The organism is Paenalcaligenes niemegkensis, assembly GCF_022230885.1.
Classification (GTDB): domain Bacteria; phylum Pseudomonadota; class Gammaproteobacteria; order Burkholderiales; family Burkholderiaceae_B; genus Paenalcaligenes; species Paenalcaligenes niemegkensis.
The window spans coordinates 262,288-288,999 of sequence record NZ_JAKGCT010000002.1 but is presented as its reverse complement, the minus strand read 5'-3'; the positions used below and the strand labels follow the sequence as shown (position 1 = coordinate 288,999).

At 52.2% G+C, this 26,712-nt stretch carries 14 protein-coding genes, 1 other RNA gene and 7 pseudogenes; 16 read left to right on the top strand and 6 right to left on the bottom strand.

The features are described 5' to 3' along the window. Positions 1 to 76 precede the first annotated feature (76 nt). Positions 77 to 946: a PQQ-binding-like beta-propeller repeat protein gene (locus tag L1889_RS03130; RefSeq protein WP_238663833.1), complete on the bottom strand. Its 870-nt coding sequence runs from the start codon at positions 944 to 946 to the stop codon at positions 77 to 79. Continuing rightward, a complete protein-coding gene (locus L1889_RS03125; protein WP_238663832.1) occupies positions 943 to 1,929 on the bottom strand; it encodes an outer membrane protein assembly factor BamB family protein in 987 nt (328 codons plus the stop codon). The genes L1889_RS03130 and L1889_RS03125 overlap by 4 nt, the downstream gene beginning before the upstream one ends. A gap of 508 nt (positions 1,930 to 2,437) precedes the next feature. Here L1889_RS03125 and L1889_RS03120 point away from each other — a divergent pair. Beyond that, positions 2,438 to 3,547 (top strand): S-(hydroxymethyl)glutathione dehydrogenase/class III alcohol dehydrogenase, encoded by a 1,110-nt coding sequence (locus L1889_RS03120; protein ID WP_238663831.1) that lies wholly within the window; start codon positions 2,438 to 2,440, stop codon positions 3,545 to 3,547. Between the two features lie 77 nt (positions 3,548 to 3,624). On the opposite strand, the gene L1889_RS03115 is transcribed toward L1889_RS03120, so the two are convergent. Continuing rightward, positions 3,625 to 4,116 (bottom strand): aminoacyl-tRNA deacylase, encoded by a 492-nt coding sequence (locus L1889_RS03115; protein WP_238663830.1) that lies wholly within the window; start codon positions 4,114 to 4,116, stop codon positions 3,625 to 3,627. A gap of 14 nt (positions 4,117 to 4,130) precedes the next feature. Beyond that, positions 4,131 to 5,047, bottom strand: a pseudogene (gene xerD, locus L1889_RS03110) (site-specific tyrosine recombinase XerD). Between the two features lie 193 nt (positions 5,048 to 5,240). Between xerD and modA the strand changes: the two are divergent. The 3 genes and pseudogenes from modA (at position 5,241) to L1889_RS03095 (ending at position 7,499) form a co-directional block, all read left to right on the top strand. Continuing rightward, positions 5,241 to 6,014, top strand: coding sequence for a molybdate ABC transporter substrate-binding protein (gene modA / locus L1889_RS03105; RefSeq protein ID WP_238663829.1), 774 nt, complete (start codon positions 5,241 to 5,243; stop codon positions 6,012 to 6,014). Positions 6,015 to 6,035: 21 nt separating this feature from the next. Further along, positions 6,036 to 6,712: pseudogene (gene modB, locus L1889_RS03100) on the top strand (molybdate ABC transporter permease subunit). Continuing rightward, positions 6,712 to 7,499 (top strand): annotated as a pseudogene (locus L1889_RS03095) (sulfate/molybdate ABC transporter ATP-binding protein). Before modB ends, L1889_RS03095 begins: the two co-directional pseudogenes overlap by 1 nt. Here the strand turns inward: L1889_RS03095 and L1889_RS03090 are convergent. Next, positions 7,451 to 8,266, bottom strand: coding sequence for a TOBE domain-containing protein (locus tag L1889_RS03090; protein WP_238663828.1), 816 nt, complete (start codon positions 8,264 to 8,266; stop codon positions 7,451 to 7,453). The pseudogene L1889_RS03095 and the gene L1889_RS03090 overlap by 49 nt on opposite strands. A 117-nt stretch (positions 8,267 to 8,383) precedes the next feature. Between L1889_RS03090 and L1889_RS03085 the strand changes: the two genes are divergently transcribed. The 10 genes and pseudogenes from L1889_RS03085 (at position 8,384) to L1889_RS03045 (ending at position 20,765) form a co-directional block, all read left to right on the top strand. After that, positions 8,384 to 11,038, top strand: a complete 2,655-nt coding sequence (locus L1889_RS03085; RefSeq protein ID WP_238663827.1) for a PD-(D/E)XK nuclease family protein — start codon at positions 8,384 to 8,386, stop codon at positions 11,036 to 11,038. Beyond that, positions 11,035 to 14,417, top strand: a pseudogene (locus L1889_RS03080) (UvrD-helicase domain-containing protein). Before L1889_RS03085 ends, L1889_RS03080 begins: the two are co-directional and overlap by 4 nt. A 44-nt stretch (positions 14,418 to 14,461) precedes the next feature. Then, positions 14,462 to 14,559: signal recognition particle sRNA small type (gene ffs, locus L1889_RS03075), an RNA gene on the top strand. Positions 14,560 to 14,709: 150 nt separating this feature from the next. After that, positions 14,710 to 17,028 (top strand): DNA polymerase III subunit gamma/tau, encoded by a 2,319-nt coding sequence (locus L1889_RS03070; protein WP_238663826.1) that lies wholly within the window; start codon positions 14,710 to 14,712, stop codon positions 17,026 to 17,028. A 45-nt stretch (positions 17,029 to 17,073) separates the two neighbouring features. Further along, positions 17,074 to 17,400: a YbaB/EbfC family nucleoid-associated protein gene (locus tag L1889_RS03065; RefSeq protein ID WP_238663825.1), complete on the top strand. Its 327-nt coding sequence runs from the start codon at positions 17,074 to 17,076 to the stop codon at positions 17,398 to 17,400. Beyond that, positions 17,400 to 18,011 carry a recombination mediator RecR gene (gene recR / locus L1889_RS03060; RefSeq protein ID WP_238663824.1) on the top strand — a complete coding sequence of 204 codons (612 nt, stop codon included), beginning with the start codon at positions 17,400 to 17,402 and terminating at the stop codon, positions 18,009 to 18,011. The genes L1889_RS03065 and recR overlap by 1 nt, the downstream gene beginning before the upstream one ends. A 112-nt stretch (positions 18,012 to 18,123) precedes the next feature. Continuing rightward, positions 18,124 to 19,165 (top strand): annotated as a pseudogene (locus tag L1889_RS03055) (ABC transporter substrate-binding protein). Further along, positions 19,056 to 19,594: pseudogene (locus tag L1889_RS19045) on the top strand (ATP-binding cassette domain-containing protein); the annotation flags it as partial. The pseudogenes L1889_RS03055 and L1889_RS19045, both read left to right, overlap by 110 nt. Before the next feature lie 3 nt (positions 19,595 to 19,597). Continuing rightward, a complete protein-coding gene (locus L1889_RS19040; RefSeq protein ID WP_372871114.1) occupies positions 19,598 to 19,963 on the top strand; it encodes a hypothetical protein in 366 nt (121 codons plus the stop codon). Position 19,964: 1 nt separating this feature from the next. Then, the gene (locus tag L1889_RS03045) at positions 19,965 to 20,765 is read left to right on the top strand and encodes an ABC transporter permease (RefSeq protein WP_238663823.1); all 801 of its coding nucleotides are present in this window, start codon (positions 19,965 to 19,967) and stop codon (positions 20,763 to 20,765) included. 90 nt (positions 20,766 to 20,855) lie between these two features. On the opposite strand, the pseudogene tal reads toward L1889_RS03045, so the two are convergent. Continuing rightward, a pseudogene (tal, locus tag L1889_RS03040) lies at positions 20,856 to 21,829 on the bottom strand (transaldolase). A 165-nt stretch (positions 21,830 to 21,994) separates the two neighbouring features. On the opposite strand from tal, the gene carA reads away from it, so the two are divergent. Beyond that, the gene (gene carA / locus L1889_RS03035) at positions 21,995 to 23,152 is read left to right on the top strand and encodes a glutamine-hydrolyzing carbamoyl-phosphate synthase small subunit (protein WP_238663822.1); all 1,158 of its coding nucleotides are present in this window, start codon (positions 21,995 to 21,997) and stop codon (positions 23,150 to 23,152) included. A gap of 26 nt (positions 23,153 to 23,178) precedes the next feature. Continuing rightward, the gene (carB, locus tag L1889_RS03030) at positions 23,179 to 26,412 is read left to right on the top strand and encodes a carbamoyl-phosphate synthase large subunit (RefSeq protein ID WP_238663821.1); all 3,234 of its coding nucleotides are present in this window, start codon (positions 23,179 to 23,181) and stop codon (positions 26,410 to 26,412) included. The last annotated feature ends 300 nt before the right edge of the window (positions 26,413 to 26,712 follow it).

Genomic DNA, 26,712 nt, shown 5'->3' with positions numbered 1-26,712 from the left:
AGTTCATTCCATACATAGTTGCACCACCGCGCAGTGCTCGACTGCGCAGTAGTGTTGTACTGAGAGTGTGATCTATCTAGCTGTCTGGGTATTCACCAAAATTAATGTCCTCGGTGTACGGTGACTTGCCGTCCAGTGAGAACACCATGACACCACCGCCCATTTGGGTGTAGTGCTGAATGTTCTTAAAGGCACCCACAGAGCCTAAGCCGGCTGTTGGGTCATCGAGGTCAAAAACCAGACCTACACCTGGCCATCCGCCTACACCATAGAATATGGCAACGTATTGAACACCGTCATGTTCAAAAGTCATCGGGTGGCCAATAGCACCGGAAGGTATGCGGTATTTCCAGACCAGGTCACCGGTGTCGGAGTTACGTGCTTTGAGAAAGCCGTCCAAAGTGCCGTAAAACACTAAACCACCAGCAGTGGCCATCGTGCCGCCCCAAACCGAGAAACGTTCCATTTTTTCCCAGCTAAAGTCGCCTGTGATGGCGTCGTAGGCTTTTATCTGTCCTAGACCAACGTGGTTCTGGCGGTCGCCTTTAGGGCCCGGGTACATGGATAGCGTTGCGCCGACGAAGAATTGTCCGGCGCGGTAAGGCAGCATGAAGGGTTCCCAGTCCATGCAGATATGGTTCAGGCCCATGAAGAATTTTTGTCGTTCGGGGTCGTAGGAATCATGTCCCTGGTTATGGTATCCCATGGCGCCAGGACAAATATCACGCGCTTTATGGTCCATGCGTGTGCCGTATTCAGGATCGCGCAGCGGCAGGCCGGTTTCCAGGTCTACATGCTTGACCCAGTTTACGGTGTCGTCCATTTTGTCGGCAGAGACTAGCTCACCACTTTCGCGGTCCAGGGTATAGATGATGCCGTTGCGATCCGGGTGGGTTAGCAGTTTGCGCATATTGCCATCTTTGTCTTTCTGCTCACTGAGCATCATGACGTTGACGCCTGCATAGTCCCATTCATCGTGCGGGGTTTTTGGTAGGCAAATTTGGCTTGGCCTGTGTCTACATCCCGGCCCCAGATTGCCATGGTCCATTTGTTATCACCCGGGCGCATGGTCTCGTTCCAGGGGGCAGGGTTACCGCTGCCGAAATAGATCATATTGGTAGAAGGATCATAGGCGTACCAGCCCCAGTTGGTGCCACCCCCAATTTTCCAGGCGTCGCCTTCCCAGGTTGAGACTCCAAGACCTCTTTGGCCATAGTGTGGCGTGCGATCGTTGAAATCATCGGCGAGCAGAATGTCTTCGTCGGGTCCGGTGGCATAGGCGCGCCAGACTTGTTCGCCAGTGTGGACGTTGTAAGCCGTAACGTAGCCGCGCACGCCTAGTTCTGCACCAGAGGAGCCGACAATCACCAGATCTTTAACAACAAGGGGAGCAATGGTCAGCGTGGAGCCGACACGGTAGTCTGAGTTTTCGATCTTCCAGACTTCCTCGCCGGACTTTGCGTCCAGAGCAACAACGTGGCCGTCTAGCAGGGTTTTGAGAATGCGTGGTTCGGTTTGCTCATCACCAGGCCAGTAACCTAATCCTCGGTTAACAACGTCGCAGCAGGCTACAGAGCGAGCGGCAGCACTTTGTTTGGGCTTATGCGTCCAGAGTATTTTGCCTGGCTCGTTCAGGTCCAGGGCGTAGGTATTGTTGGGAAAGGGAGAGTGTAGGTACATTACGCCGTCTACAACGAGAGGCGTTCCTTCATGACCATTGAGCAGGCCGGTGGAAAAAGTCCACGATGGGCGTAACGTTTTGACGTTATCGAGGTTGATCTGATCCATGGGGCTATAGTTGGTAGCGCTATAGTCCTTGCCTGGTAGTACCCAGTTACTGTTGGATTCCGATAATTGAACCAGTTTGTCGTTGGCATGGGCTGAAAGCACACCAGCCCCTAGGACGACAGCGAGCACAAGACGCTTCATCAGGTTGTCTCCGTTATGGTTTTATGACAAGTCTTTAGGCAGTAGGCAGGACAATATACCGTCCAGCCACAGCGTACGTGCTCTTGTGAATTTTCCCGCGTCCTTGAAATCTATTATCTACTGCAAATTTTTATTATGCAACCCGATAAAATTGCCTGGTTTTAGCAGATAGTGCCCGCTATTGCGTGGAATTTGACGATATAAAAACAAATGAAATAAATTGTAATTGTGCTGACGTGTCGAAAAACAGCTAGTTTGCCATGCAGGTGGTACAAGGTGATACGGAAGTGGGACAGGGTGCGCAGACGACAGATACCATTTCCTGTTTATGGGGATAGCGCAGCAGTGGCAAGCGCCTTGTATTAACGGGTTTGTCATCTTAGACTTTGATGCGGCATCTGCTACATAGCAGGGTGGAGATGCAGATATCCATAGGTTCGTTACAACGTAAAAGCAGTCATAGCAGACAGCGTAAACACCATAAAAACTCTATAAGAGGAGTATCGCGATGTTAAAAACCAGAGCCGCAATAGCCTGGAAGGCCGGAGAGCCACTCACTGTTGAAGAAGTCACCCTGGAAGGTCCGAAAGCGGGGGAAGTGCTCGTCGAAATTAAAGCTACGGGTATTTGTCACACGGATTACTACACCTTGTCTGGAGCAGACCCTGAAGGGCTGTTCCCCGCTATATTGGGACACGAAGGTGCGGGTATAGTGCTGGAAACCGGCCCAGGAGTGACATCGCTTAAGGCGGGTGATCATGTGGTGCCGCTGTATACCCCTGAGTGTCGTCAGTGCAAGTCTTGTCTATCGCAGAAAACCAATCTATGTACCGCTATTCGTGCTACTCAAGGTCAAGGTTTGATGCCGGATGGAACCTCTCGTTTCAGCATCGATGGTAAGGCGATTCATCACTACATGGGTACCTCCACCTTTGCGAACCACATTGTGGTACCGGAGATTGCATTAGCCAAAATTCGCAATGATGCCCCCTTTGATAAGGTGTGTTATATCGGTTGTGGGGTGACGACAGGGGTAGGGGCAGTACTGTACACCGCCAATGTGGAAGCGGGTGCGAATGTGGTGGTGTTTGGCTTGGGTGGCATAGGCCTGAACGTAATTCAAGGTGCCAAAATGGTGGGCGCCGATAAAATTATTGGTGTGGATCTAAACCCTGAACGTGAAGCGATGGCCCGTCGGTTTGGTATGACCCACTTTGTTAACCCTAAAGACGTAGAAAATGTGGTGGATCACATTATTCAGTTAACCGACGGCGGCGCGGATTACTCGTTTGAGTGCATCGGCAATACTAAGGTAATGCGACAGGCGCTCGAGTGCTGCCATCGGGGTTGGGGGCAGTCCATTATTATCGGTGTAGCTGAAGCAGGGGCCGAGATTGCTACGCGTCCTTTCCAGTTAGTCACTGGCCGTGTATGGAAAGGGTCTGCATTCGGGGGCGCCCGAGGGCGAACAGACGTCCCTAAATTGGTAGACTGGTATATGGAAGGCAAGTTGAATATCGATGACCTGATTACCCATACACTCTCACTGGACCAGATAAATGAAGGGTTTGAGCTAATGAAGCGTGGCGAATCTATTCGTTCCGTCGTTGTCTATTAAGCTAGCGTTTTCACGCGGAACGCTTAGGCTGGTCATTTCATCGCTGTTAACTTTTTAGCATCGCTTCCCAAGCGATGCTATGCCGCTATGCCTACGTTTACGGCGATAGCGTTTAGCGCTTCTGCGGCTGCCGTTGGGCTAACAGCAATCAAATAGCCTCTGCGTCCGCCATTTATGTAAATAACAGCCTCGTTAAGAAGCTCGGCTTCTATATACACCGGCAGTGGTTTTCGCGTACCAAATGGCGAGGTCCCGCCTACCTGATAAGCCGTATGACGTTGCGCTACGTCTGGCTTGCACGGTGTGATCTTCTTTACCCCAATTTGGCGTGCCAGGTTTTTGGTCGATACTTCACAGTCACCGCGCATGATAATAATTAACGGCTTGGTGTTTTCATCTTCCATGATCAAGGTCTTTGCCACTGCATGAGGCGGTAACTGCAATTGTCGGGCCGCCTCCAGTGCACCCCCGTGGTCAATGTAGGCGTAAGTGTGCTCGGTAAAAACAATATTGTTCCGGCGTAGCCAAAGTGTGGCAGGGGTTTCACTGACATGTTTTGCTTTTGTCATGGTTCGTATAAAGGTCAGGCGCGTGGATGGTGAGCATGATGCAACGCTTTTAGACGCTCGCGAGCAACATGAGTATAAATCTGGGTGGTAGAGATGTCTGCATGACCGAGCAATAACTGCACCACCCGCAAGTCGGCACCGTGATTCAACAGGTGCGTAGCAAAGGCATGACGCAACACGTGAGGCGAAAGCGGTGTATGAATGTCAGCAATAGCCGCATACTTCTTTACGATCAGCCAGAACGACTGCCGCGTCATGTTTTTACCTCTTGCGGTTACAAACAGATAGTCGCTGCGGTTTGATCCCAGTATGTCGGCGCGGGCGTAGCTTAAGTAATCAGTCAGGCTATCAAGCGCTTCGGCGCCTATAGGTACCAGCCTGTCTTTTCCACCTTTGCCCATGCTGACCCTGATAACGCCATCATTCAGACTGAGGTGTTGCAGTTGCAGGTCCGTGAGCTCGCTGACTCGCAGACCAGTGGCATAGAGTGTCTCTAGCATGCTGCGATCTCGCTGACCCAGAGAGGTATCCATGTCGGGAGCCATAAGCAAAGCTTCGACCTGCGCCTCGCTTAGGGTACTGGGAACGCGGGGAGCTTGCCTGGCGGTGCTGAGGCCCTGGCACGGATCTACGGAAATCCATTCATTACGTAAAGCCCAAAGATAAAACTTTCTCAGCGTTGCCAGGCGGCGATTGGCTGTTGTCGCTTTTAACTGGGCGCTTTCGTCTGCACGCCACTCCTGGAGCTTTTCTTGGGTTGCAGACAATAAACCGCCTTTGTCATGCAGGCTTAACCAATCAGAAAAAGGCGCAGATCGCGCTGGTAAGCAGCCAGCGTGTTTTTTGCCAGACCGTCTTCGAGCCAGCAATACTGTATGAACTCATCGATGAGCTCAGCTGCGCTTGTTGGTGTGGAGTGGGGCTTTCTCATGGATGTCTGATCATAATCTGGCAGTGGGTTTTGTTGACAGCACTTGGCGATCGAGATTCTTGATTGAATTGTAGCGGTAAGTTGCTGTTTTGTTTTTCAGTGCTATTGTCCGAGATTGCGGTATCTATGTACCTATATATATAATAAGCTGATTTAATCCTTACAAATAATCACTGTTCCGGGGAGCTTCTCAATGAAAGACCACGCTTACACGCGTTTAAAATTAGTTCTTGGTTCTGCTTTACTTACATTAAGTACGGTTTCTGTAAATGCGGTAGCTGCTGACGTGATGGTATCGGCAGCAGCAAGCTTAACCAATGCTTTTAAGGAAGTTGGTGAGGCTTTTGAAAAGCACCATAGCGACTCCAAGGTAGTAAACAGCTTTGCGGCGTCCGATGTTTTACTGCAGCAAATTATCAATGGTGCTCCGGTAGATGTCTTTGCCTCAGCGGATCAAAAGGCCATGGATAAAGCCGAAGAGGCGGATGCGGTTGATGCGGGTACACGCAAGGATTTTGTCCAGAACGAGGTGGTGTTGATCGTACCGTCTGATAACCCCCAGCAGATATCGGGGCTGGCCTCATTAAACTCTCCTGAGGTCACTCGCGTCGCTTTTGGTAATCCCGCTTCGGTGCCGGTGGGTCGCTATACTCAGGGAGCGCTGGAGAAGTCAGGCTACTGGGAAGCGGTTGAGCAGCGTCAAATTCTGGGCCAGAACGTACGTCAGGTTCTAGATTACGTTAGCCGGGGCGAAGTTGATGCGGGCTTCGTGTTTGCAACGGACGCCGCGATCATGAAAGATAAGGTGAAAGTCATAGAGACACTGGAAACAGTGACTCCTGTCACTTATCCCATCGCTATCGTAAATCGCGATGAGCGCAGTGCTCAGGCACAGGCCTATGTTGATTTTGTGCTGTCGGATGAAGGCCAGGAAATCCTGGCAAAATATGGTTTTGCCAAACCTTAATAATTCAGGTAGCTGTAATTAATGACCGGACTGTGGATACCGCTGCTTCTCTCACTCAAGGTGGCCGGCTGGGCAACCCTTTTTGCCACGTTGCTAGGAGTAGGCGTTGCTTATTTGATGTCTCGCTGGCAATCATCCTGGTGCAATGTCGTTGATTCCATATTGACCTTGCCCATGGTGTTGCCGCCTACTGTGATCGGTTACTACCTGCTGGTTTTATTGGGCCGCCGAGGAGTCATTGGGCAGTGGCTTTCGCAGTGGGGCATCGAGCTGGTGTTTACATGGCAAGGCGCTGTGGTGGCCGCTACCGTTGTGGCCTTTCCTATGGTCCTCAAAGCTTCCAGGGCTGCATTTGAGGACGTAGACTTTCGTTTGGTTAATGCCTCAAAGATTTTGGGTGTGTCAAACGGAGCTACCTTTTTCGGATAACCCTGCCTTTAGCCCTGCGTGGCATTATGGCGGGGGTGCTGCTTGCGTTTGCCAGGGCATTGGGCGAGTTCGGCGCAACCCTGATGATTGCCGGCAGCATTCCCGGGCGCACTCAAACCTTATCTATTGCTATTTACGAAGCGGTTCAAGCCGGTGACGACCAGCTATCACTGATATTGGTGTTAATTACCTCTGTCACTTGTGTATCGATTTTATGGGTGGCAGGCCACATAACGCCTGCCCATACCCGTCGTCAGGGGGCAAAGTAATGTCGATTAGCATTGATATACAACGAACCGTAGGCGCGGAGAACCGTCGTTTTATTCTGGACGTTCAGCTTAATACACAAGCCAGGCGTATTGCATTATTCGGCCCCTCTGGGTCTGGCAAAACATTGACGGTACAAGCTGTCTCAGGCCTGCTTCGTCCAGACTCAGGACAAATTGTTGTGGGGGGCGTGTATTCTACTGTTCAAAAGGCAAGATATTCATGCCTGCGCAAAAAAGGCGTTTGGCTTATTTGCTGCAAGACTATGGTTTGTTTCCCCATTTGACCGTAGCTCAGAACATAACATTCGGCTTGAAATCAGGTTGGCTCAACCCGCGTTGGAAGACCTTGCCCAAAGCGGCTCAGCGTTGGGTCGATGCTTTCGAGCTGGGTCCTATACTTGATAACTATCCTGCTGAAATATCCGGCGGCCAAAAGCAGCGTACTGCCATAGCCCGGGCACTAGCCGTCAAGCCTGAACTGCTGATGCTCGACGAGCCATTAGCGGCATTAGATGTAACACTACGCGTGAAAATGCGCGCCGAGCTGGCAGAGCTTCAGCAGCAGCTGGATATTCCGTCCATTATTATTACTCATGACCCAGAAGACGCCCTGGCCCTGGCCGACGAGGTTTTTCGTATCAGCCACGGGAAGATTGTCGGGCGGTCAACCCCGGAGGAACTGATGCATTGGGCAAAACAGGCCTCTGCCGAAGAGTCAGGCCATGACACAAAAAACCATCAGTCTATAGTGCCAAGCAGCACACTGGGTGCTTTAAAAATAGCGTAAGCGTCCTGGTTTAGCGCCAAGCCCAAAAGCTCCATGCTTTTAGCCGTGATGGTTGCCGTTATACGGTGGCCGCTGGGCAGTTCCAGCCCTACGTCTGCCCCTGTCTTTTCGCTTTCAAGCTGCACAATCTTGCCCCGCAGTACATTGCGGGCCGACAGGGTTATGCCATCCAGATCAGTACCAATCAGAATAGATGAGGCTTTAATAAAAGCGAGAGCCCGTACCCCTTTGCCAAGACCAAGGGTTTCTGCGCTTTCTCTTGTAATGGAAGAAATGATTTGAAATTGCTCACCTATATTCAGTGTGACTTCGGCACTGATTTCCGAGAAAGCTATGCTTTGAACCTTGCCGATAAAGTTGTTTCTTGCAGAGGTCTGTACCATCATGTTTTGCAGTACACGCATCGTTTGATCTGAGCCTGGCCTGGCACGCGCCAGCCGTTTCATGAATCGCTGATGCACTTCGTCAAGATGTTCGTAAAGCTCAAGGATTTCAATGGCCTTGTCGGTCAGCTCTGCACCGCCGCCACGTTGGCCTCCGGTAGTGCGGAGCACCAAAGGGGCGTCAGAGAGGTTGTTGATGGTATCGATTGCATCCCAGGCTGCTTTGTAACTCAGACCGATGCTGCGGGCTGCAGCCGATATGGAACCATGCTCTCGGATAGCAGCCAATAATGCCATACGGCGCGGGTTTCCCCAATTTTGGGTGCCCGACTTAAACCAGATAGAGCCGGCAAGTTCAAAATCAGGTAACGAAGAGGAAGGCATAATAGGGCAATGCTTAAGAATGATAAAACAGGGATGAGGGCCAGCTGTTAAAAACAGGCAAGGCTAAGCGGTAGAATAGTGGAACTATATTAACAGGGCTGATTATAAGGCTTAAGTATGCAAGATTTTCCTTTAGTGGAACTAGACGAAATTGAATCATTTGACAGTACCCGAACCTTAATCCTGACTGTTAATAATCGCTATGCCCGCCGTATTCTCTCCTCCTTGCATGAACAGTTAAGCAAAGAACGCCGAACAGTGGCTGTACCCGACATTATTCCCATGGGGGCATGGCTACGGGGTATTGCTGATGAACTATGCTTTAGTGAGGAGTTTCAACCGGCTTCGCATCTTCTGGACAGTTTTGGCACCATTCAGCTTTGGGAGCAGGCCATTCACGAGGTCGAGTCTGAAGAACGCGTTCTGCTGGATGTACGACAGGCAGCCATGCTGGCCTGCGAAGCAGATAACTTGCTCGACGAATGGGAAATACAGGTGGTGGCTGGGGAAGAGTCTCCTGATTACCTCCAGTTCCTGCACTGGCGCGAGAACTATCATGAGAAGTTAATTCATTTCGACCTTGATGACGCTAACCGTTCAAATCAGCGGGTACGTTTGGCTTGTGAGGCCGGAGTCTATAAGCCCCAGTTTACGACTTTGGTGCTGGCTGGTTTTCACGAGACCTCACCGCGATTCACCGCTATATTGCATGCGCTGCAAAGTGTAGGAGTGGATGTTTTGCGCTTGTCGCCGATGCTTTCTGTTCCTCGCAAGATGGATGTGATGGCAGCCGATGATGCTGACCACGAGTGGCGCTTGGCAGCACGATGGGCTGTAACGCAGCTGCGTCAGAATCCAAATTCTCGCGTGGCCATTATTGCCGCTCAGCTTGAAGCGAACGTTCCCTATGTACACCGAGTGATGGCAAAAGCCTGTGCAGCGACCGAGAATGAAAGCGCCTTGTCATGGAACGTCGCAGTCGGTCGTTCATTATCTGAATGGCACCTGGTGCGCGCTGCCCTGGCGTGGTTGAAAGCTTTAGCCTTGATGAACCGCCATAAGTCAGTCGAGCCTGAGATACTCGGCTCCGCGCTGCTGGCAGGCTCGTGCGCGGGGAGTCTCAGCGAAGAAAATGCCCGCGCTGTCATCGATGTGGCATGGCGTCGGAATGCTGAGCTCTCTGTTAAGCAGGATGACTTTCAACTCCTGTTACAAGCTCAGGCACCTCTGCTTGCTGGTGGCTGGCGCTCGGCCCTGGAGTATGTCCAGGCATTGCCCGGCCGTCAATCGCCAACGGCATGGGCGCAATCGTTACGTCAGGTTTTACAGTTGATGGGCTTTCCCGGCCAGGAAAGTCTGGATAGCCACGCTTATCAGGTCATGGAAGCCTTCGATGCTCGCCTGGCACAGTTTGCACGACAAACCCCGGTTCTTCGTAGCATCAGCTTTTTGCAAGCTCACGGTCTATTGACTCGCTTACTGAGGGAAACCCTTTTTCAGCCGCAGCGTGACCCGCGTTCCCGGCTGGATGTCCTGGGATTCCTTGAGGCCGAAGGCGGGCACTGGGATGCAGTCTGGATGCTGGGCTTGAGCGATGAAGTACTCCCCGCTGCGGTGAAACCCAACCCCTTGCTTCCTCATAGTGCTCTGCGCAGAGCCAACGCTCCCAGAGCGACACCTGAGCGTGAGCTGCAATGGGCCGGGCAGCTTTTCCAAGCGCTCTCCAGCAGTGCTCCTGTTATACGGCTTAGTTATCCACAGTATCAAGGCGAGCAGCTCTTGCGCGCCAGCCCCTTATTGCGCGAATACCAGTGCGCAGAACCTTCACCAGATTTGGCGACTGTATTGCCGTCTGACATTGAGTTTATTGATGACTCAATGGGTCCGCCCGTTGCCGCGAACGAAATAATACGCGGTGGGGTAGGTGTCCTGGACACGCAGGCACGCTCGCCCCTCTGGGCGTTTGTGAAGTATCGCCTGGCAGCCAGTGACCTTCCCGAGTATGCGTCAATGAGCGATTTAAACGCCCGTGGTCTGTTTCTGCACCGCGCAATGGAACTGCTCTGGAAGGAATGCCCCTCTAAAAATAGTGAAGGACTACGGACTTGGCTTGATGAGGCAGGAGTCGAGCAAGTCTTGTCAGATCTGATTGAGCAAGCAGCCGAGGTCGAGCTGGTTGAGTACAGTGGCCGTCTACGTGAACTGGAATGCGAGCGGGCGGTCTCTGTGCTGAAAAACTGGCTGTCTTTCGAATTCGAGCGCGAGCCATTTTCAGTGATTGAACTGGAGTCCGAGTTGCAGTTCACTTATCAGCATCTGTCCCTGGGGATGCGGCTCGACAGGCTGGATCAGCTGTCAGACGGACGTTATGTTGTATTTGATTATAAAACATCGCTAAACCGCAGTGAGCCGCTTGGCGACTGGATCCGTCATCGGCCTATTAATTTACAGCTGCCTTTATATGCGGCGCACTTACTTGGGCAGGGACAGCAAGTTGCTGCGATTGCCTTGGCGTGGCTTAATGCACGCAGCCCGGGGGTAACGGGTTATTCCGATACCAATGTGCTGCTGGGCGATACTAAAAATCGCGATATTGAGAAGCGTCATGTGCTGCCAACGTGGGATGAGCAGCTTCAACAGTGGAACAGTGATATTCAAGCGCTTGCTGATGAGTTCTCCCAAGGCCTGGCCAGTAATAGAATCTGGGATCCCAACGATTTGCTGTATTGCGATGTGCTTGCCTTCTTGCGCTTGAACGAGGAACAGTTATGACGACCAGACAGCCCAGCGACAGCCACATAAGAAGCAGAGCTATTGATCCCTCTCGTTCATTTCTGGTTCAAGCGCCTGCAGGGTCGGGAAAAACAGAGCTACTGACCGATAGGATTCTTGCTCTGCTGGCAACGGTAAGTCGGCCTGAAGAAGTGGTCGCTATTACGTTTACAAAAAAAGCCGCTGCAGAAATGCATGCGCGCGTCCTGGAAAAGCTGCAGGCGGCGAACGACCCGAGGCCAGCCGAAGCTTACCGGTTAAGAAGCTGGGAGCTTGCCCAGGCAGCCATGCAGCGCAATGACGAAATGGGATGGGAGTTGCTGGCCTATCCAGCCCGCCTGAGCATTAGAACCATTGATTCGCTGTGCGCCCATTTAGTGCGCGCGATGCCCTGGGTCAGTGGGCTGGGTGGCGTACCTGCGGTCGTTGAAGATGCGCGTGAGCATTATTTACAGGCGGCTTTTGATACCTTGGCAATGGCCGATGAGTATGATGAGGTTGCGCAATTGTTGGCTCACGTGGATGTGCACTTGTCTACAGCCCAAAGTCTTATTGCACAAATGCTGGCTAGCCGCGATCAGTGGCAGCCTGTTTTGGGTAATGCTGAAAGCGTTGCACAAATCGAGATAAATCTGGAATCTATTGTTGAAGCTGAGCTGGCAACCTTGTCGGGCGCCATGCCTTTAGGCTGGGCCAGTGATCTTGCTCCCTTGCTACGCTTTGCCGCGGATGAGTGTCAGCGGCAGACAGGCTCTGGAGTACCCGACATCCAGGCCTTGCTTGATTGGGACGGGAGCCCGTTTGAAGCCAGTACAGACTATCTTCCCTTGTGGCAGGCGCTTGCCAATGCCTTGCTGACCAACGACGGAAAGCTGCGCAAGCGTATCACCGTTAAGCAGGGGTTTCCTGCAAAAACGGTGCAGAAACAAGGCATCGAGGCATGGATCAACAATGCTGACGAAGGGGCCTGGTGGGTTTCAGCACTGGCCCGGGCCCGTAACTTACCGCAGGGCTACGATGCTCAGCAAATTGATGTCTTAAGCAGCTTTGTCAAAGTGCTTTGGATAGCGAGCGCGCAATTACGTCTGCGTTTTGCCGAGCAAAGCGAAGTCGACTTTATTGAAATTTCACAGCGAGCTTTACAAGCACTCGGAAGTTCTGATCAGCCGAGTGAACTACTGCTTAAAGTCGATCGATCCATGCGGCATTTACTGGTGGATGAGTTTCAGGACACCAGTCACACCCAGATTGAACTTCTGGAGCGCTTAAGTTCCGGCTGGGAGCAGGGCGACGGCCGCACGCTATTTCTCGTTGGCGATCCGATGCAGTCTATTTATCGGTTTCGCAAAGCTGAGGTCGGATTGTTCATTCAGGTGAAAAATCAGCGACGTCTGGGGAAGTCGAACTGGAGCCGTTGGCGTTAACCAATAATTTTCGTTCTCAGGCTGCCTTGGTTAACTGGGTCAACCAGGCGGGGGCGTACCTCTTTCCTGATTATGATGATACTGAACTCGGGGCGGTAAGTTATAACGCCTCCGATGCTTTTCAGTCTGATGCAGCTCAACCGGCGTTTAGTTTTCACCCCATTTGCTCAATGCCTGATGCTGAACTCAGCGATGAACAGCTTCAGCAGCAAGTCGATGAATGTTCTCAATCAAAAGTGGTGGCCCTGTGTGCTGACGCATTGGAAACCTATCCAGAAAGCAAGCATCCCGTGGCCATTCTCGTGCGGGCCCGTAGCCATTTGAAAAAAGTGGTGCGCGAACTCTCCCTGCGCGACATACCGTGCCGCGCCGTGGAGCTTGAGCCTCTGGAGGCTCGTCCGGCTGTACGCGACCTGGTACAGGTTGTACGAGCTCTTAGTCACGCAGGTGACCGTCTGGCATGGTTGTCGATATTGCGTAGTCCTTTGGTGGGCTTGCGGTTAGCCACTTTGCACAAATTGTGTGCGCCAAGTACGCGCCAGAGTATTCCCGGTTTATTGCGACAGCGACTGGATGATCCCCATGGTTATGATGATCTCGAGCCTGATGAGGCCAAGCGTATGCAGCAGGCAACCCGGCTCTTGCTCGACCGTACCAACCGCAGTGGCATGTTGCCATTTGCCGCGTGGGTCGAACGAGTTTGGCAGGGATTGGGCGGGCCTAAGGTCTACGCTCATCCTGGTGATCAGGCCGATGCGGAGCGCGTTTTGCGACTACTGGAGGAGACTGCCCCCTATAAGGGATTGGTGGTTTCAGAGTTCGAACGCAAAATAGAACGCCTGTACGCCGCCCCACGTAGTGCGGGTACAGCAGTTGAAGTCATGACTATCCATAAATCCAAAGGCCTTGAGTTCGAGTCTGTCATCTTATATGGCTTAGAGCGTAGACCCATGGCTGACCAGGCGCCTCTGATTCGTTTGGAGCATGCCGATGGCAGGTTGTTGCTGGGGCCAGTAAAGCCACGCGCGTCTGACGAACACGATCCGGTATCGCGATTTTTAGCAGCGCGTGACAAGCAGCGGGCTGATTTTGAAAGTAATCGCTTGCTTTACGTGGCATTGACCCGAGCCCGTACACAGTTGCATATTGTGGCTGAGATTCAGATGGATTCAGAAAAGCAGCCCAAGGCACCGGGTGCCGGAAGCCTGCTGGGGCGCTTGTGGCCGTGCGTCGTGTTGCCCGAACTCAGCTTCAGCGAGGGCCTCGCTCCGAGACAGCACACAGCAGACGCTCGTCTATTAAAACGGATAAAGCACATGCAGGCGGGGCAGGCCGAGTGGCACTGGCCCAGTCTCAGCCAGAACGAGTGGCACTGGCCGGTATCCAGTGCTGATGAAAGTGCAATGGGTACAGTGGCTCACGCATGGCTGGAGCGCATCGGAAGTGAGGGCTTGTCCCATTGGACAGCGCCGCGGCTAGAAGCCAGCCATGCAGCCATGCGTAAGCAGCTTTTACGGGCGGGTATTGCTCAAGAGCGAGTCGAGAACGCACTCTCCGAGCTACAGCAAACTCTCATTGCTACCATAGAAAGTGAACGTGGCCAGTGGCTGCTTGGTGTTGCTCGTGCCTATCGCGAATGGTCGTTATTGGACATTACGGGCAGGGTCTCAATTATCGATCTGGCTATTTCTCAGGAAGACCACTGGCTGGTTGTCGATTACAAAACGGGTTCACCATACGAGAATGAAACGCTGACGGCCTTTACTGAGCGGATGAAAGCCCGTTACGCAGAGCAGATGCTGCGTTACAGCGAACAGGTACATGCGCTGGATGGGCGGGAAGCCAAGGCTGCCTTGTACTTTCCGCGGGTTAATTTATGGATCGAATACGAAAGCCTGGTTCCGGCAAATGTAGCCCCTTCTCAACTGGCGTTTGAGCAGGCTTCGCTGTTTTGATGATGCTTATGCAGACTCGGCGCAATAGTGTTAAACTTCTTCTTGGCGGGTCCCTTCGCATGGTTCAACAGTCAACCTGGTCAGGTCGGGAACGAAGCAGCCACAGCTGTCTCGAATCAGTGCCGAAGTCAGGCTCGCCACCTTCAATTGCTTTTACAGCGCCCATCACATCCCTTCTGTTTGTACCTGCTTTGGCCACATTGCTGCCCAAGTGCGCTTTAATTCGGTACACTTTTTACTTTCGATGGCAGGTATCTCGCATCGCCATTTTATCTTTTAGCTTTCTATCAGCATGACGTATCTAGTTCTTGCACGAAAATGGCGTCCTCGTTCCTTTGAAACCTTAATTGGTCAGGACCACGTTGTACGTGCGTTAACCCACGCCTTATCGACTCAGCGCCTTCATCATGCATGGCTGTTTACAGGTACCCGAGGGGTAGGCAAGACGACGCTGTCCCGGATATTGGCCAAGGCGTTAAATTGTGAAACCGGTATTACTGCGACCCCCTGCGGTACATGCCAGGCCTGTACCGAAATCGATGCCGGTCGCTTTGTAGACTATGTCGAGCTGGACGCTGCTTCTAATCGGGGTGTAGATGAAATGACCCAGCTCCTTGAGCAGGCCGTGTATGCGCCTGGCTCAGGCCGCTATAAAGTCTACATGATTGATGAAGTCCACATGCTCACTGGCCATGCGTTTAATGCCATGCTTAAAACGCTGGAAGAACCTCCACCGCATGTGAAGTTCATTCTGGCCACGACAGATCCGCAAAAAATACCCGTTACGGTGCTGTCGCGTTGCCTGCAGTTTAATCTTAAGCAAATGACAGTTCCGGCAATTGTTGAACACCTTGATGGTGTGCTGGGCCAGGAAAACATACCGTTTGAACTTCCCGGGTTGCGGTTGATAGCGCAGGCGGCCGCCGGCTCGATGCGTGACGCGCTGTCCCTGACAGACCAGGCAATTGCCTATAGTGCTGGCAGCCTTAGTACGGAAGCTGTCCAGGGTATGCTGGGGACCATTGATCAAGGTCATTTATGCCAGTTGCTCACAGCTTTAAGCATGAAAGATGCCTCGGCTATTTTGCAGGTCGCTGACGACCTGGCCTCGCGTGGCTTGTCGTACTCGGCAGCACTGGCCGACCTGGCGGTGTTGCTATCGCACATCGCCATCGAGCAGCGTTTGCCAGGCGCTACGCCGCCCGAGAACCCGCTGCAGGCAGATATACAGCGGCTGGCGGCCAGCCTGGGCCCTGATTTCGTGCAGCTGTTCTACTCGGTGGCGGTGCATAGCCGTAGCGAATTAAGCCTGGCTCCCGATGAATATGCAGGCTTTGTCATGGCGTGCTTGCGTATGTTGGCTTTGATGCCAGAAGGTACTGCGCCCGCCCAGCCTCCGGTGAACCCACCGTCAGGCTCTGCCAGGCCCGTAGTGGCCCGTCCTGCTGAGAGTGCTGCCGCAGCCGAGAGCAACGCCAATGTCGTGCCTGCAGCTACTACGTCGGTGCCTGAGGCGGCGGTTCAGCCTGTACCTGAACCAAAGACCCCTTCAGCAGCGCTAAGTTCGGGCCTTGTTCCGGATCAGCCCGAGCGACCGTCGCAGATAGAAGAACAGCGTGCGCCGTCACCGCTTCCTTCTGAGGCCTCTCCGCCTGTGGTCATGGTTGGCGGCACAGCGCTAAATACGACACAGGCTGAGCCTGAGTCAAAAAAGTCGTCTTCTGCTTCTTCGGTGCCGGCCATACCAGCCGCACCCGCAACATCGGTCTCACCTGCAGGACCAGCTAGAATAGCCTCGTCTGCTACACCAGCTACGACCAATAGAGCTGAAGCGCTGCCTGCTCAGTCTCAAGCCGATGACATTCCGGCTTGGGAAGAGTTGCCTGCCGATCAGAGTCGGGCTGCTGCCGAAGTATTGCCGCCTGCTGTCCGGTCTTCTGAAGCCATTCTCGCTGAACCAGACCGATCTATGGCAGACGTGGCTATTTCTGATGAGCAGAATTCCGAGACAACACAATTTTCGGATGGTCCCCCCGTCGATTTTGATAACATTCCATTTGACGATCAAATTCATGATGGCGACAGTGATTATGAGCAGAGCTTCGACGATGAGCTTGTTCAGGCAGCTCCCGAGGTTAACCCGGCAGAACTCAGTGCTGTCTTGGGGGCGGCAACTCACGACGGCTCTGCTCAGCAGCATAAGCCCATAAAACTGGGGCGTATGCAGCCTAAAGACTGGCCTGCTGTTGCGGCCTCTTTACCTCTTAGCGGATGGGCCGGACAATTGGCCAGGCAAAGCGAATGGGTGGGGGTGGCTGATCAGCAAATTACCTTGCGGGTCGAGATCCGCTCTGCTGACGATAGTCATGCCAAGGCCAGACTAACGACGGTATTAGCCGAGTATTTCACTGAGGTCTTACGTCTACATATTGAATATGGCAGCACCGGGTCGGAAACGGCTCATGCTGTAGAGCAGGCAGAAAGGGCAGAGCGCCAACAGCAGGCCGAGCACGATGCCCAGGTCGATCCCTTTATTGTGGCTTTAATCAACGAGTTTGATGCCCGGCTGCTACCAGGGTCGGTGCGGGCCAACCACCACAAAGCAGCTTAGCTGCAAACTAGACCCACGGGTCATTAACGTTTAGGAACTATCCTTATGATGAAAGGACAAATTGCTGGATTAATGCGCCAAGCCCAGCAAATGCAAGAAAACATGAAAAAGGCCCAAGAGGCCCTGGCGAATATCGAGGTTGAAGGCGCATCGGGCGGTGGCTTGGTAAAAGTTACGATGACATGCCGTAACGATGTGCGTCGCGTGGCTATCGATCCCAGCCTGCTGGAAGAAGATAAAGACATGCTGGAAGACCTGGTCGCAGCTGCCTTTAACGATGCCTTGCGCAAAGCCGAAGCCAAGTCCCAGGAAGAAATGGCATCGGTCACCGCCGGTCTGCCGTTGCCGCCCGGGATGTCTCTGCCTTTCTGATGTCCGACCCACAGTTGCCAGAGCCCGAACCATTACGGGCTCTAATCGATGCATTGCGTCGCCTGCCCGGAGTAGGCGAACGCACCGCTCGGCGTATGGCTTATCATTTGTTGCAGCACGATCTGGCCGGGGCTTCGCAGCTTGGGGTGGCCTTAGAACGTGCTTCCAAAATGCTGTTGCATTGCGAAAGCTGTAATAGCTTTAGCGAGACAGCGTTATGCCAGATTTGTGCCAGCAGCCGACGTGATCCGTCGCTGCTTTGCATAGTAGAAACACCGGCCGACCAAAACATGGTTGAGTCCAGTCATGGGTATCGTGGCTTGTATTATGTCTTGATGGGGCGCCTGGCGCCCATCGAGGGTGTAGGGCCCAACGAGCTACAATTCGAACGCCTGATAAAGCGAGTTTCCGACGAGCACGTGCGCGAGGTTATTCTCGCAACGAATTTCACCGCCGAAGGTGAAACGACGGCTCATTACCTGGCAGAGATACTACGAAATCGAGATATTAAAGTAACGCGTCTGGCTAGGGGTGTTCCCGCAGGCAGCGAACTGGAATACGTCGATGCAAGTACTATTGCTTGGGCATTGCAAGAACGTCGTGATACGTAGTTCTCGGTTGTCGCTATGCTGAATTGCTTCGGAATTCAGTAAAGAATGTAATTAAAAACGGCGCTGCGCCTACGCGTTAGCACTAGATATAAACCTAAAAAAGGGGCCTTACATGACAGTCTCTCGTCGCCAATTATTGAAACTAGCAGGGGTTGCTGGCGGTGTTGCAGCGTTCCCATCCTTGGTGTCCGCACAACCCGCTATCGAAAAAAAGATGTCTCCATTGCTGTGGGTGGAAAAGCACTAATTTATTACCTGCCACTGTCCATTGCTGAAGTTAATGGCTATTTTGAGGACGAAGGCCTGAACGTACGTGTAATCGACTTTGCAGGAGGCTCGCGTGCATTACAAGCCGTGGTAGGTGGAAGTGCTGATGTAGTCTCTGGCGCTTTTGAGCACACTATTAATTTGCAGTCCAAAGGTCAGGACTATCGTGCATTTGTGCAGCAAGGCAAGACTCCGGCGATTGTGCTGGCGGTTTCTAAAAAACCATGTCCGACTACCAGTCTCCAGCTGATCTTAAAGGCAAGAAAATTGGCGTGACAGCGCCGGGCTCGTCAACCAACATGATGGTCAGCTTTTTCCTTGAACAAAATGGCCTGAAGGCTTCAGATGTTTCCTTCGTTGGCGTAGGTGCCGGTGCGGGCGCCATTACGGCATTACGTACTGGTCAAATTGATGCCATCGCTAATCTCGACCCCGTTATTGGCACATTGCAGCAAGACGATGAGATTCAAATTATCGCCGACGCACGTACGGTTGCCGATACCAAAAAGATTTTTGGAGGCAGTATGCCTTCGGGCTGTCTGTATGCCTCACAGGCGTTTCTGGATAAAAACCCTGGCACAGCGCAGGCCTTGGCGAATGCCATTGTTCGCGCTGATAAATGGATTCAGGAGTCTACTGTAGAAGAAATCGCGGCTGCAGTTCCAGAAACTTATTTGCTAGGTAATCCCGAGCTATATAAGCAATGCTTGACGGACAATAAAGAGTCCTTGTCGCCAGATGGAATGGTAGACGAAGACGGTCCTGAAACAGCGTTAAATGCCTTGGCTGCTTTTGTTCCTAACTTCGATGCGACTGAGATCGACGTCAGCAAAATCTGGACAAATGAATTTGTTATCAACGCAAACAAGAAGTTATCCAATGCCTGAAGCTGCACTAAGTCTAGATAATGTAAGTTGCGTATTTGCCGACAGAGACGGTAAGGGTGAGTACGTTGCAGTAAAAGATGCCACCTTAACGGTCGCCCCTGGCGAGTTTGTCTCAGTGGTCGGGCCTACCGGTTGCGGAAAGTCTACGCTGCTGAACGTGGGGGCAGGGTTGCTGGCCCCTTCGTCTGGCAGTGTCAAAGTGTTTGGCAAGCCGCTCCAGGGCATCAATCATCGAGCTGGCTATATGTTTCAGGGCGAAGCATTATTTCCCTGGCGCAGTGCCTTGTCCAACGTGATGGCTGGCTTGGAGTTCGAGGGCAAGCCCAAGGCCGAGTCCGAAGCGCTGGCCCGGGAATGGATGAAGCGGGTAGGCTTGGGGGCTTTGAAGACCGATACCCTCATCAGATGTCAGGTGGCATGCGCAAGCGTGCCATGCTGGCACAAACCTTGATTCGTGACCCGGACATCATCCTGATGGATGAGCCATTTTCTGCACTGGATATTCAAACGCGTCAGCTGATGGAGAACGAAGTATTGGAAATCTGGATGGCGAGTCGCAAGGCAGTGTTGTTTATCACACACGACCTGGATGAAGCCATCGCCATGAGCGATCGAGTGATCGTGCTGTCAGCGGGTCCGGGCACTCATCCCATCGGAGAGTTCCATATCGATTTGCCTCGTCCCAGGGATGTGGCAGAGGTGCGTAGTAATCCCCGATTTGTTGAATTACATTCAGCGATCTGGGACGTGTTACGTGAAGAAGTACTGAAGGGCTACGCCCAGCAAAAGCGGGCTTAATATGGCTAAACATCAATCAATTAGACTTTCGACCCTACAACTGCGTTTTTGGCAGATCTTGCTGCTGGTTATTGTATTGACAGCGTGGCATTTTGCCGCTCAGGACCGAAACTTTGCTTTCTTTTTTGGGCAGCCTGTCGAGGTGGCGAAAGTTATCTGGGCCTGGTTTGTTACCAATGCCGATATCTATCACCATCTGGGTATCACCTTATCCGAAACCATGCTGGCCTTCGTTATAGGTACTGTGGCCGGCCTGGCTTTTGGTTTATGGCTCGGGCTCTCGCCTGGCGCCAGTGCGTTGCTTGATCCGTACATCACCGCCGCCAACTCTATGCCACGTGTCATTTTGGCACCTATTTTCGGTATGTGGTTTGGGCTGGGGATCTGGTCCAAGGTGGCGTTAGCTGTAACCCTGGTGTTTTTCATCGTGTTCTTTAACGTTTACCAAGGGGTGCGTGAAGTCAGCAATACACTGCTGGATAACGCCAGAATGCTGGGCGCGAATCGCAAGCAGTTGCTAAGGCATGTTTACATCCCTTCGGCTACCAGCTGGGTGTTTTCCAGCCTGCACACTTCTGTGGGTCTGGCCTTTGTCGGTGCTGTAGTGGGCGAGTACCTGGGATCTGCGGCCGGCGTAGGCTACCTGATCTTGCAGGCCGAAGGTACGCTAGATGTGAATACGGTGTTTGCCGGAATTATCGTTCTGACCTTATTTGCGTTAATTCTTGATCTGATGGTGTCAGTCTTCGAGAATCGCATGCTGGCCTGGCGACCCAAAGCGGGTGAAACAGCGAAAATGTAAGCGCGAATTCAAGCAGTCTATAAAGAATGCCGGGCAAAGCCCGGCATTTTTTTGCGCTGTTTTTTTACAGGCCAGCGAGGCTGGCTACTATTAAATTCCAGGATGCAGCTCTTGCTTGTATTTAGCCAAAAGCTTGTCCAGGGCGACGGCATCGGCTGTAAACAGGCGTATACCTTCAGCCAGTTTTTCGGTGGCCATGGCATTTTCATTAAGCCGTGTGCGGAAGTTGACCTCGTTGTTGGCCCGCCATTCGGGTGCCACATCTTTGGCCTGCTCAGCGTCAAGCATACGTGGTGCCTGTCCCATTGTTTGCTGCAGTTCGGCCAACAGGGCGGGGCTTATCGTAAGCAGATCACAGCCTGAAAGCGCCAGAACTTGTCCTGTATTCCTAAAGCTTGCACCCATGATCTCTGTTTTGATGCCATAAGTCTTGTAATAGTTAAAAATGGCAGTAACGGATTTCACGCCCGGATCGTTCTCGTTGGCATGATCGCTTTCTACCCAGGCATCGCCCATGTCTTTTTTATGCCAATCGTAAATACGGCCAACAAAGGGGAGATCAAGGTGACCTTGGCCTGCGAACAAGCAATTGCTTGAGTCAGAGAGAATAAAAGCGTTAAATTACAATGAATGCCTTCAGTTTCAAGCTGTTTGGCGGCCTGTATACCTTCCCAGGTAGACGCAAGCTTAATTAATACACGCTGGCGATTGATGCCGGCGGTTTCGTAAAGCTCAATGATATTACGGGCGCGTTCGATGCTGGCCTGAGTGTCAAATGACAGGCGGGCGTCGACTTCAGTTGATACGCGGCCTGGCACTATACGTAGAATTTCAGTGCCAAAGGCAACCAGAAGCCTGTCTACCAGCTCGCTGGCAGTCGCATTCGGAGCGTCTTTCACTGTCTTTTCAAGTAAATGTCTATAGGCCTCTTGCTGCACGGCCTTAAGAATCAATGAAGGATTGGTCGTGGCATCGGTGGGGCGAAACACTTTCATGGTTTCGAAATCACCAGTGTCAGCCACGACTGTGGTATGTTGCCGCAAGGATTCAAGCAAGGTTGTCATAACTACATCACCATTAAATACCTAACCGATACAAGCTTGATACTGTAGACCATTTTGTCTAAAACATAGAATACAAAAGTTTATGACAGCTAGTCTTTCTGATGTGGCCGAAGTCAGAGTATAATCGGAAGGTTTATTTGTAAATTTCTGAACCGGGGTTTAAACGTGCTGCCGTCTCTCTTTCCTGAAGAGTCTCATGCTACATCAAGTGCAATCCTGGCCCTGGCTGATGGAACGCTGTTCGAAGGCGTATCCATAGGTGCTGAGGGCCATGCTGTTGCTGAAATAGTTTTTAATACAGCCATGACGGGCTATCAGGAAATTCTCACTGATCCAAGTTACAGAGGTCAGATCGTCACACTTACTTATCCACACATTGGCAATACGGGTGTAAACCCCGAAGACGCTGAATCAAAACAGATTCAAGCGGCTGGCCTGGTGGTGCGTGATTGTGCCTTGAGGGTTTCCAATTTCCGTTCTGTGCAATCGTTACCCGACTACCTTAAACAAGAGGGTATTGTCGCGATTGCAGGTATTGATACCAGAAAACTCACTCGTATATTACGAGAAAAAGGTGCCCAGGGGGCATGTATCTTAGTTGGCGATGACGCCGAACGGGCCATTCAACTGGCCCGTTCTTTTGCAGGCATGTCGGGGGTTGACTTGGCCAAAGAGGTCTCCACGACTGAAGTTAATTCTTGGGTGCAAGGCTCTTGGGGCCTGGGGGTCGGCTTTGCCGAACCCGACACCACACAATACAACGTAGCCGCTTACGATTTTGGCGTTAAAGCCAACATTCTGCGTTTATTGGCCGATCGAGGTTGCAACGTCACCGTGTATCCTGCGCAAACGCCTATTGCTGACGTCCTGGCTACCAATCCTGATGGTGTGTTCTTATCCAACGGCCCAGGTGATCCCGAAGCGTGCTCCTACGCGGTCGAGGCAAGCAAAGCCGTGCTCGACAAAAAAATACCGCTGTTTGGTATTTGCTTGGGACATCAGGTTATGGGGCTGGCCGCCGGGGCTAATACGGTCAAAATGAAAACCGGCCATCACGGTGCTAATCACCCCGTGCAAGAAGTCAGTAGTGGCCGAGTCTTCATCACCAGCCAGAATCATAATTTTGCCGTTGATGCGACTACCTTACCCGCCAACACACGTGTAACCCACGTGTCGTTATTTGATGGCAGCCTGCAAGGCTTTGAGTTTACCGATCGTCCGGCGTTTTGTTTTCAGGGCCACCCTGAAGCAACCCCAGGGCCACGAGATATCGCCTCGTTATTCGATCAATTCATTAGCCTGATGGCTGCGAAACAGGCTTAATTGCCCTCGCAAGAAAATATTGCATTATGCCTAAGCGTACAGACATTAAAAGTATTCTCATTATTGGTGCGGGCCCCATTATTATTGGGCAGGCTTGCGAGTTCGATTATTCGGGCGCGCAAGCATGTAAGGCTCTTAAGGCCGAAGGTTACCGCACCATACTAGTTAACAGTAACCCGGCCACGATCATGACTGATCCTGACACCGCTGACGTTACTTACATCGAGCCCATTACGTGGCAAGTGGTCGAGAAAATCATCGAGCGGGAACGCCCTGATGCCTTACTGCCTACGATGGGCGGGCAAACCGCACTTAACTGCGCCTTAGATCTGGCCGCACACGGCGTACTCGAAAAATACAACGTGGAAATGATCGGCGCCAATGCCGAGGCCATCGACAAAGCCGAAGATCGTCTGAAGTTTAAAGACGCCATGACTTCCATTGGTCTGGAGTCTGCCAAATCAGGCGTGGCCCACACCATGGATGAGGCTTGGACAGTACAGCGAGCCATTGCCAAAGAAATTGGCACCGCAGGTTTTCCTGTCGTTATACGACCCAGCTTTACCCTGGGTGGCACAGGCGGGGGTATTGCCTATAACCCCGAAGAGTTTGAAACCATCTGCCGCCGGGGCCTCGAGGCGTCTCCTACCAGCGAGCTTCTTATCGAAGAGTCGTTGCTGGGATGGAAAGAGTACGAGATGGAAGTGGTGCGCGATAGCGCCGATAATTGCATTATTGTTTGCTCTATCGAAAACCTCGATCCAATGGGCGTACACACCGGCGATTCCATCACCGTAGCGCCAGCGCAAACATTAACGGATCGCGAATACCAGATCATGCGTAATGCATCGATTGCGGTGCTACGTGAAATCGGTGTAGACACCGGTGGCTCAAACGTACAGTTTGCAGTCAACCCTGAAAACGGTCGCATGATCGTTATCGAGATGAACCCGCGTGTGTCCCGTTCGTCAGCACTGGCCTCCAAAGCAACAGGATTCCCTATCGCCAAAATAGCAGCGCGTCTGGCGGTAGGTTACACCCTCGACGAATTGCAGAACGAAATCACTGGCGGTGCAACACCAGCCTCATTCGAGCCCACCATCGATTATGTCGTTACCAAAATCCCGCGTTTTGCTTTCGAAAAGTTCCCTCAGGCCGACTCTCGCTTAACCACGCAAATGAAGTCGGTGGGCGAGGTTATGGCCATAGGACGTACTTTCCAGGAATCCTTTCAAAAAGCGTTGCGTGGCCTCGAAGTGGGTGTCGATGGTTTAAACCAGATGACGACCGACCGTGAAAAATTGCAGGTCGAGCTGGGCGAACCTGGTCCAGAGCGTATCTGGTACGTTGGAGATGCTTTTGCACAGGGTTTGACGCTGGAGGAAGTTCACAATATCACCAAGATTGATCCTTGGTTCTTGGCTCAAATTAAAGATATTGTTGATATTGAGCTCGCGCTTGAGCAAAAAACGCTATCTGATCTTAACCGCGATACCCTGTATGGCCTGAAGCGTCGCGGTTTTTCCGATCGCCGTCTGGCCTTTTTGCTGGACACTGCCGAGTCTGAAGTGCGCAAGGTTCGTCATCAGCATGATGTACGCCCGGTGTTTAAGCGGGTAGATACGTGCGCGGCCGAGTTCGCCACTGATACGGCTTACCTGTACTCCACCTACGAGCAAGAGTGCGAAGCCAGACCGACTGACCGTAAGAAAATCATTGTATTGGGCGGTGGGCCTAATCGTATAGGTCAGGGTATTGAGTTTGATTATTGCTGCGTACATGCAGCCGTCGCGCTGCGTGAGCAGGGCTACGAAACCATCATGATCAACTGCAATCCTGAGACGGTCTCTACCGATTTCGATACCTCTGATCGTTTATATTTCGAGTCGCTGACACTTGAAGACGTACTTGAAATCGTACACATCGAGAAACCGGTCGGCATGATTGTTCAGTACGGCGGTCAAACACCGCTAAAACTGGCTCGTGCCCTTGAGGCCAACGGCGTGCCCATTATTGGAACCAGTCCCGAATCCATCGACGTTGCCGAAGACCGTGAGCGCTTCCAGAAGCTTCTGACCAAGCTGGGCCTGCGTCAGCCGCCTAACCGCACAGCGCGTACCGAAAGCGAAGCGATTGCCCTTGCTGCTGAAATTGGCTATCCGCTGGTGGTTCGCCCCAGCTATGTGCTGGGCGGCCGCGCCATGGAGATCGTACACGAGCAAAAGGATCTGGAGCGCTACATGCGTGAGGCCGTTAAGGTTTCCAACGATTCGCCGGTCTTGCTGGATCACTTCCTTAATAACGCCACCGAGGTCGACGTCGATTGCCTTTGCGACGGAGTCGATGTTTTTGTAGGCGGGGTTATGGAGCATATCGAGCAAGCGGGTGTGCACTCTGGCGACTCGGCCTGCAGCTTGCCTCCTTACTCCTTGTCTGAAGAGGTGGTTGAAGAAATTCGTCGCCAAACAGCTCTGATGGCCAAAGCCTTGAACGTTAAAGGGTTAATGAACGTTCAGTTCGCCATTCAAAATGGAGACGTGTATGTGCTTGAGGTTAACCCTCGTGCTTCCCGTACCGTGCCTTTTGTTTCTAAAGCTACAGGCCTGCAGTTGGCGAAGCTTGCGGCTCGCGTCATGGCGGGCGAAATGCTCAAAGACCTTGATCTAGAACCGGTTGTCAACGAAGGGTATTTTGCGGTTAAAGAAGCCGTTTTCCCGTTTGTTAAGTTTCCTGGTGTAGATACCATTCTTGGTCCTGAAATGAAGTCGACAGGCGAAGTCATGGGTGTGGGCCGCAGTTTTGGCGAAGCCTTTATAAAATCGCAGATGGCTGCAAGCGTTAATCTACCTGAGTCAGGTTTGGTTTTTATCAGTGTTCGTGATGCCGATAAAGCCGAGGCTGTCGAGGTGGCACAAGGCCTAATCGAATTAGGTTTCGATATTGTGGCAACGCGTGGCACAGCTGCAGCGATCAAGCAGGCGGGTTTAAAAGTGACTGTTGTGAACAAGGTCACCGAAGGGCGCCCTCATATCGTCGATATGGTTAAAAATGGCGAGATTGCGTTGGTGATCAATACCGTCGAAGAGAGGCGTAATGCCATCGTCGATTCGCGCACCATTCGTACCCATGCGCTGGCAGCCAACTTGGCCTACTACACCACTATAGCCGGTGCGCTGGCTGCCGTAGAGGGTCTGCAGTATATGCGCAATGGCGACGGTCTGCGTGTTTATTCCTTGCAAGAGATGCACACTCCTGCGTAAGCAGGTGCTAGCGGTAACCATGGCTTTCTATAGGCTATAACTGCGGCGGCGTGCAGTGGAAAAAGACTGAATCCAGCAGCATCGGATTCAGTCTTTTTGTTTTTTATTGTTGTTTAACTGTGGTGTGAATGTAGCACTGTGGCGTTAAAAATACGCTGCGCAAGAAAAGATGCCTTTAACGTTAAATTTTTACAGGCATAAACGGCGGATTATGGTTTTACGAATTTTCGTTAAAGCCTATGCTGTTTGACGCTAAAGCCTTGCATCTTAACGCTTCTGACGATGCGCCAGGTTAAAACG